Source organism: Campylobacter concisus, from assembly GCF_902460875.1.
Lineage (GTDB): Bacteria > Campylobacterota > Campylobacteria > Campylobacterales > Campylobacteraceae > Campylobacter_A > Campylobacter_A concisus_AA.
Window position 1 is genome coordinate 44,198 of sequence record NZ_CABPVR010000005.1, and the last position, 7,318, is coordinate 51,515.

The window sequence follows — 7,318 nt, forward strand, 5'->3', positions numbered from 1 at the left end:
AATACGAAAATGAGAACAAAAAAAGATATTTTAGAGATAAAAATAAGACTTTTAGAAGAGTTTAAAGACGCCAAAAGTGAGCTTAAATTTAGAAATTTATATGAGCTACTTGTCTGTGTCATGCTCTCAGCCCAGTGCACTGATAAAAGAGTAAATTTAATAACTCCAGCTTTATTTGAAGCGTATAAAGATGTCTATGAGCTAGCTAGCGCAAATTTAGCAAGCCTAAAACTCATGATAAACTCGTGCAGCTTTTTTAATAACAAGGCGGTAAATTTAATCAAAATGGCAAACAGCGTGGTTGAGCTTTATAATGGAGAAATTCCGCTTGATGAAGAGAAGCTAAAAGCGCTTGCTGGAGTTGGACAAAAGACCGCTCATGTCGTACTTTTAGAAGCTACAAATGCAAATGTTATGGCTGTTGATACACACGTTTTTAGAGTGGCACACAGACTTGATCTTAGCCATGCAAAGACGCCAGAAGCTACTGAAGCTGATCTTAGCCATGCCTTTAAAACAGATCTTGGCAAGCTTCATCAAGCCATGGTGCTCTTTGGACGTTACACCTGTAAAGCCAAAAAACCGCTTTGCCATGAGTGTATTTTAAATGATCTTTGTAACAGCAAGGACAAGGTTATTTAATTTTCTCAAGCTTTGCTAGAAAATTTTTAGCATCTATAAAGCCGATAGTTCTAAGAAATTTTAGCTCATCGCCACCACTAAATAGCAAGAGTGCAGGCGGATCAATAAGCCCAAAATTTCTTAGCATCTCATCATTTTGTGATCCACCATTTGTTACATCGATACGAATAAGTGCAAAATTTGCCAAAGCATCCATAACATCACTATCTTTAAAAGTGATCTTTTCTATCTCTTTGCAGCTTACACACCAATCAGCATAAAAATCTACTAGAACGGGTTTGGTTGAGTTTTTTATTATCTCATTTAGTTCATCTAAATTTTTAACGGAATTAAATTTTAACGCACTATCGCTTTTTGCCAAATTTAGTCCAGAAAGTGGAGAAAAAACCTCCTTTGAGCCTAAAAATGAACCAACTATTAGCATAACTGAATATATAAAAACTAGGATAAAAAACGCTTTTTTAAACTTAGCCCAGCTTTGCTCTGCTACTTCAAATGTCCCAAAATAAACTGCCATAAAAACGCCTATAATGCCATATCCTAATAGCTCAAAAAATTCTCCGAGCACACGCGAAAGGATCCAAATCGCCATTATGAGCATTAAAAAACCAAAGAATTTTTTCACTTCATCCATCCAACTACCAGGTTTTGGTAAGAGCTTTCCAGAGCTTAGCCCAATAATAAGTAGTGGCACACCCATACCAAGCCCCATGGCAAAAAGCATAATGCCACCATAAAAGATATTTCCGCTTTGAGCGATATAAAGAAGCGCGCCCGCTAATGGTGCTGCAACGCAAGGCGATACGATGAGAGCTGAAGCAAAACCCATAATAAAAATTCCAACATAGCCTGAACTATTTTGCGATTTTTTACTTATCAAATTTTCAAATTTTGCTGGCAATTTTATATCATAAAATCCAAACATACTAAAGCTTAAAATGACAAAAATGGCTGCAAAAGCGCCAAGCACATAGATATTTTGCAAAGCTCCTGCGATACCAAAGCCAAGTAGGCTAGCTGCCACTCCAGCTAGTGCATAAGCTAGGCTCATCGCGACAACATAGATAAATGATAGTAAAAAGCCTTTTTTTGCATTTAAATTAGCACCTTTTGAGACGATTATGCTTGAAAGTATCGGTATCATTGGAAAGACACAAGGTGTTAGTGAAAGCAAGAGACCATAACCAAAAAAAGTAAGAAGTGAGATAAAGAAATTTTTATCTCCAAGCCCATTTGCAATATCTTGCTCGCTAGAAAATTCTTCAGTAAGAATGTCGGTATCGCTTTTTTGCTCTTTTTTAAAAGTGGCGATGCTAAATTTTCCAGCTTGGTCAGTTATCTCATAAATTCTGCTTTGTGGACGATAGCAAATGCCGTTTTTAGCACAGCCTTGATAGTTAATGTCAAGTATCGCTTTGCCATTTGAAAGATTTTCTTTTACTAAATTTAATGGGATAAAAATCGAAAAATCTTTTGGATAAATTTCGTATTCTCCCGTATTTTCACTACTTGGCAAATTTAATAGCTCATTTATCTTTTTGCCAGCTAGCTTAATCTCAAAACTCTCTTTATAAAGATAGATATTTTCACCAAAATTAAACTTCACTTCAACATTTTGACTATCAACGCTTGGAGTTAAAACAAAGGCTTTGCTAACATCTAAAACCTCGGCAAAAAGCGAGCCTACAAATAAAATAATCGAAAAAAGAAATTTTAAAAACATACTAATCCTTGCTAAATTTAAAAAGATGATTTTAGTCTAAATTCCTAAATTTATTCTATTTTATTGTAAAATCGTGAAAATATGTGAAATTTTAAAGGAGCAAAGATGTCAAAAGACAAAAAACACCAAAAAAGCGAGAAACTTGGCTATGAAGAAGAGCTTAGACTACTTCAAATTGAACTTTTAAAATTTCAAAATTACGTAAAAGAAAAAGGCCTTAGAGTACTTATGCTAATGGAAGGGCGCGACGCGGCCGGCAAAGGAGGAACGATAAAACGCCTAACTGAGCATCTAAATCCAAGAGGTTGCCGTATAGTAGCGCTTGCTAAGCCAAGTGATGTCGAAAAAACGCAGTGGTATTTTCAAAGATATGTGACTCATCTACCAAGTGCTGGAGAGATCGTGATCTTTGATAGAAGCTGGTACAATAGAGCTGGTGTTGAGCCAGTGATGGGCTTTTGCACGCAAGAAGAGCATAAAGAATTTTTACGTGAAGTGCCAAAATTTGAAGAGATGATCATAAACTCCGGCATAATTTTCTTTAAAATTTATCTTTCAATCACAAAAGATGAGCAGAAAAAACGCTTCAAAGAGAGACAAAATGATCCGCTAAAGCAGTTTAAAATTTCACCCGTTGATCAAAAAGCACAAGAACTTTGGGATCAATACTCTATCGCTAAATATTCGATGCTTCTTGCCTCTCACAATAGCATTTCACCATGGGTCATCGTCTCAAGCGATAACAAAAAAGAAGCTAGGCTAAATGTCTTTAAATTTATCCTAAGTCACGTTGAATATCCAAAAAAGATAAATGACTACTTAGAATTTGACAAAAACGTCGTAAGAGATGGAAGTGAAGAGATAAAGCGCATAGAAGAAGGGCTAAATAAAGATAAGTTAAAGAGTATCGATTAAAGAATTTTTAACTTCTAGCTGGCGATTTGCTTAGATTTGCTAGCTAAACTTTAAGCCCACCACATTACTTTTGCTAAAATGACCATTATTAGGCAAAGCACTAGAGCTATTAAATGTGAAAATTTACCAAATGGATCAGGCTTTTTTAAAATAACTACATTAAAAACAGAGATAAAAGTTACAAGGCACATTATGAGTAAAACAAAAATTTTTACAAGTAGTAGCTTTTGAAAGTTGCTTTGCCACCAGCCAAGCTCGCCTCCAAAATAGTCTTTTGCCATATAAGCGCCACTTATTAAAAGCAATAAAAATGCCGTGCCAAAAACCTTTGCGCTGCCTTTTGTGTAGGCTTTTTTAACTATTTCAAGGGTTTTAGTATCAACCGTTTTTTTAGCAAACGGATATATGCAAACATCGAAAAATACGTATCCTATAAATACAATGGCACAAATTAAATGAGTAATCAAAAAAAATAAGTACATTTTTTCGCCTTTTTGTTTGGCATTATATAAATTTTAACTATTTAAATTACTTATTTTGAATCAATTTTAAGAATTTATGAAGATAAATTTATAAAAGAGCAAGGCAAGCGCCCTGCTCTAGGAGTTTTACTCGACTTCAGCGTCTATAACGTCGTCGTCTTTTTTGTTGTTTCCGCCGTTTGCTCCAGCGTTTTCATCTTTTTTATACATAGCTTCTGCTAGTTTGTGGCTAGCTTTGCTTAGAGCTTCTACTTTTGCATCGATCTGCTCTTTTGAAGAATTTTCATCTTTTAAGACCTCTTTTAGATCGTTTAGCGCAGCTTCGATGTTACTTCTATCTTCAGCTGGGACTTTCTCGCCAAGCTCGCTCATACTCTTTTCAGTTTGGTGAACTAGTGCATCTGCTTGATTTCTAGCCTCAACTGCATCTTTGCGCTTTTTGTCCTCTTCTTTGTGAAGTTCAGCATCTTTTACCATGTTGTTTATCTCTTCTTCGCTTAGACCGCTTGATCCAGAGATAGTGATGTTTTGAGCTTTACCAGTTGCTTTATCTTTTGCTGAAACAGTTAAAATTCCGTTCGCGTCGATGTCAAACTCAACTTCTATTTGAGGTACGCCTCTTGGAGCTGCTGGGATGCCTTCGAGGTTGAAATTTCCAAGTGATTTATTATCCCTTGCAAACTCACGCTCACCTTGTAAAACCATGATAGTAACGGCACTTTGGTTATCTTCAGCAGTTGAGAAAACTTGGCTTTTCTTAGTTGGTATGGTTGTACCTTTTTCGATGATCTTTGTCATCACGCCGCCAAGTGTTTCGATACCAAGGCTAAGCGGAGTTACGTCAAGAAGTAGCACATCCTTAACGTCGCCTTTTATAACCGCACCTTGGATCGCAGCACCTATAGCTACGACTTCATCTGGGTTTACGCTCTTATTTAGCTCTTTGCCAAATGCCTTTTTAACTTCTTCCTGAACGAGTGGCACACGAGTTGAACCACCGACCATTACGACCTCTTTGATGTCGCTTTTATTTAAACCAGCGTCTTTTGTTACCTCATTTATCTTAGTGATAGTCTCGCCTACAAGTGAGTCGATCATACCCTCAAATTTAGCACGAGTTAGCTTTTTGACAAGGTGTTTTGGACCAGTCGCATCAGCTGTGATAAATGGTAAATTTATCTCAGTCTCTTGAGCTGAGCTTAGCTCTTTTTTAGCATTTTCAGCAGCTTCTTTTAAGCGTTGAAGTGCCATGATATCGCCTTTTAGATCGATACCATTTTCGTTTTTAAACTCACTTACTAGCCAGTCAATTATCTTGTTATCAAAGTCATCGCCGCCCAAGAATGCGTTACCGCCAGTTGCCAAAACTTCAACGATATTATCACCAGTCTCTAGCACTGTAACGTCAAATGTACCACCACCTAAGTCGTAAACTAAAATTTTTTCAGCCTCTTTTTTATCAAGACCATAAGCGAGCGCTGCAGCTGTTGGCTCGTTGATGATACGAAGTACGTTTAGTCCTGCAATCGTTCCAGCCTCTTTTGTAGCCTTTCTTTGGCTATCGTTAAAGTATGCTGGCACTGTGATAACCGCATCTGTTACCTTCTCGCCAAGATATGCTTCAGCGTCTTCTTTTAGTTTGATAAGAATTTTTGCTGAAATTTCTTGTGGAGTATAAACCTTACCAGCGATCTCAACTGCGCAAGCGCCGTTTCTATCTACGACATGATATGGCAAGCGGCTTTTTGCCTCTTCAGCATTTTTTTCATTGCTCATCAAACCCATGATACGTTTGATAGAATATATCGTTTTTTCAGGGTTTGTAACTGCTTGACGTTTTGCAACGTCACCTACTAGAATTTCACCTTTGTCTGTAAAAGCGACAACAGATGGAGTTGTATTTTTACCCTCTTTGTTTGGGATAACCTTGCTCTCGCCGCGCTCAAAAACGCTCACACAAGAGTTTGTTGTACCTAAGTCTATACCTATAACTTTTGACATATTTTTCCTTTTTATTAGATTTTATTTTTATAAATTTAGTTTGCTACACTGACCATAGCTGGGCGTAAAACCCTACCATTTATCATATAGCCTTTTTGCAAAGCTTGCACGATTTGACCACTCTGCTTCTCCTCGCTATCGACCTTTAAAACTGCATTATGCACGCTTGGATCAAACTCAGTATCAGTTGGTATCTCACTTACGCCATGCTTTTCAAAGCATTTTTTAAACTGATTTATAGTTATCAAAATACCCTCTTTGATCTTTTTGGCAAATTCATCATCCTCTGGATCAAAATTCGCAGCGATTTCAAGAGCATCGATGACTGGTAGCAAATCCCTAGCAAATTTCTCATTTGCATAGTTTGCAACGTCCGTCTTCTCTTTTTCATAACGCTTTTTGATATTTTCAAACTCAGCATTTGCTCTATAATATTTATCAGTTATCTCCCCGAGCTCTTTTTCAAGTTTTTCAACCTTTGAAATATCGCCAAGTGCGTCCAAATTTACACTATCATTAGCTAGTTCTTGCACAGGCTCAACCTCAGCTAGGTTTTGCTCTTTTACCTCTTCGCTCACGCAGCCTCCTTTATTAAATTTATAAATTTCACATAGTCAGTATAAATACTGCCAGCACAGATCATCTGTGCTTCGTTGCCAAGATAGTTTGTACTAAATTTAAGCCCCATAAAATTTTCATCAAACATAGGAGAAAATGTAAGTTTCTCATCCATTTGCAGACTAAAACTTGGGTCAAAAACCATCTTAAAACGTCTATCCTTAAACATATCAAAGGCTAAAATTTCATTTTCTTGGAAGTAAATTTTAGTCCTTTTAAGCTCTCTTATTTTACTTTTTAGTTCGCTTAAACCAACTTGAGAGCAGATAAGCTCAAGTTTGTTTAAACTAACTCCAGCAAGATTACTTAAAAATTTATACATCCTAGCATCAAATTTGATAACGATCTCATCTTCGCCAAAATTTAAGATCATATATCTATTATTTAAATTTAAAATTTCTAGCAACTCATTATCGATTGTGCCAAAAATCATACAATAAAGCTCAAATTCATCACATAGTTTTTGCAGCCCTTCGGCATCATTTATCTCTAAATTTATATCACTTATAGCAAAAATTTCACTCCAATATCTTCTCATCGCAGCAATTGTTGGGATCCTACCGCCACTAATGTGAAGCTTTGTGATCTCGCCCTCATCTGAAAGCTTTTTGAAATAAACGCGTATCGTAGAAGCTGGAATAGCCGCGCTCATACGAGAGCCAAGCTCATTTGAACCAATAGGCATATTGTCCTGCAAATAAGCCTCGATGATAGAATTTAGTATCAAATCACGTTTATTTGTTTTACTCACTTTTAGCACTCTTTCTTTTTAATTGCTAAGCGGATTATACAACTTTAGTTTATCAATGTCAAGTATTTAAGTTAAAATAATTTATTTATGTATTTTTAGTCTATATAACTAAGCTTATTTAATATTAATTATATAAGCCTTTCCGAAAATAAAATTATAATAAACAATTAAATAAACTTAAAAGTC

At 36.1% G+C, this 7,318-nt stretch carries 7 protein-coding genes; 2 read left to right on the forward strand and 5 right to left on the reverse strand.

Annotation, left to right across the window (positions count from 1 at the left end; all coding sequences use genetic code 11):
- The first annotated feature begins 9 nt into the window (after positions 1–9).
- Positions 10–642 carry an endonuclease III gene (gene nth, locus F3H01_RS02975; protein WP_149724782.1) on the forward strand — a complete coding sequence of 211 codons (633 nt, stop codon included), beginning with the start codon at positions 10–12 and terminating at the stop codon, positions 640–642.
- On the opposite strand, the gene dsbD is transcribed toward nth, so the two are convergent.
- Positions 635–2,365 (reverse strand): protein-disulfide reductase DsbD, encoded by a 1,731-nt coding sequence (dsbD, locus tag F3H01_RS02980; RefSeq protein WP_149724783.1) that lies wholly within the window; start codon positions 2,363–2,365, stop codon positions 635–637. The genes nth and dsbD overlap by 8 nt on opposite strands.
- A 105-nt stretch (positions 2,366–2,470) precedes the next feature.
- Between dsbD and ppk2 the strand changes: the two genes are divergently transcribed.
- A complete protein-coding gene (gene ppk2 / locus F3H01_RS02985; protein WP_021091543.1) occupies positions 2,471–3,280 on the forward strand; it encodes a polyphosphate kinase 2 in 810 nt (269 codons plus the stop codon).
- A 50-nt stretch (positions 3,281–3,330) separates the two neighbouring features.
- On the opposite strand, the gene F3H01_RS02990 is transcribed toward ppk2, so the two are convergent.
- The 4 genes from F3H01_RS02990 to F3H01_RS03005 all read right to left on the reverse strand — a co-directional run bounded on the left by F3H01_RS02990 (position 3,331) and on the right by F3H01_RS03005 (position 7,132).
- Positions 3,331–3,762 carry a trehalose-6-phosphate synthase gene (locus tag F3H01_RS02990; RefSeq protein ID WP_103600624.1) on the reverse strand — a complete coding sequence of 144 codons (432 nt, stop codon included), beginning with the start codon at positions 3,760–3,762 and terminating at the stop codon, positions 3,331–3,333.
- A 126-nt stretch (positions 3,763–3,888) separates the two neighbouring features.
- Positions 3,889–5,763 (reverse strand): molecular chaperone DnaK, encoded by a 1,875-nt coding sequence (gene dnaK / locus F3H01_RS02995; protein ID WP_087578979.1) that lies wholly within the window; start codon positions 5,761–5,763, stop codon positions 3,889–3,891.
- A 35-nt stretch (positions 5,764–5,798) separates the two neighbouring features.
- Positions 5,799–6,341 carry a nucleotide exchange factor GrpE gene (gene grpE, locus F3H01_RS03000; protein WP_149724784.1) on the reverse strand — a complete coding sequence of 181 codons (543 nt, stop codon included), beginning with the start codon at positions 6,339–6,341 and terminating at the stop codon, positions 5,799–5,801.
- A complete protein-coding gene (locus F3H01_RS03005; protein WP_149724785.1) occupies positions 6,338–7,132 on the reverse strand; it encodes an HrcA family transcriptional regulator in 795 nt (264 codons plus the stop codon). Before F3H01_RS03005 ends, grpE begins: the two co-directional genes overlap by 4 nt.
- Positions 7,133–7,318: the final 186 nt, after the last annotated feature.

Coding starts and splice junctions, on each gene's coding strand:
- F3H01_RS02990 (WP_103600624.1), bottom strand. CDS start 3,762: ATGTACTTATTTTTTTTGATTACTCATTTAATTTGTGCCATTGTATTT.
- dnaK (WP_087578979.1), bottom strand. CDS start 5,763: ATGTCAAAAGTTATAGGTATAGACTTAGGTACAACAAACTCTTGTGTG.
- dsbD (WP_149724783.1), bottom strand. CDS start 2,365: ATGTTTTTAAAATTTCTTTTTTCGATTATTTTATTTGTAGGCTCGCTT.
- ppk2 (WP_021091543.1), top strand. CDS start 2,471: ATGTCAAAAGACAAAAAACACCAAAAAAGCGAGAAACTTGGCTATGAA.
- nth (WP_149724782.1), top strand. CDS start 10: ATGAGAACAAAAAAAGATATTTTAGAGATAAAAATAAGACTTTTAGAA.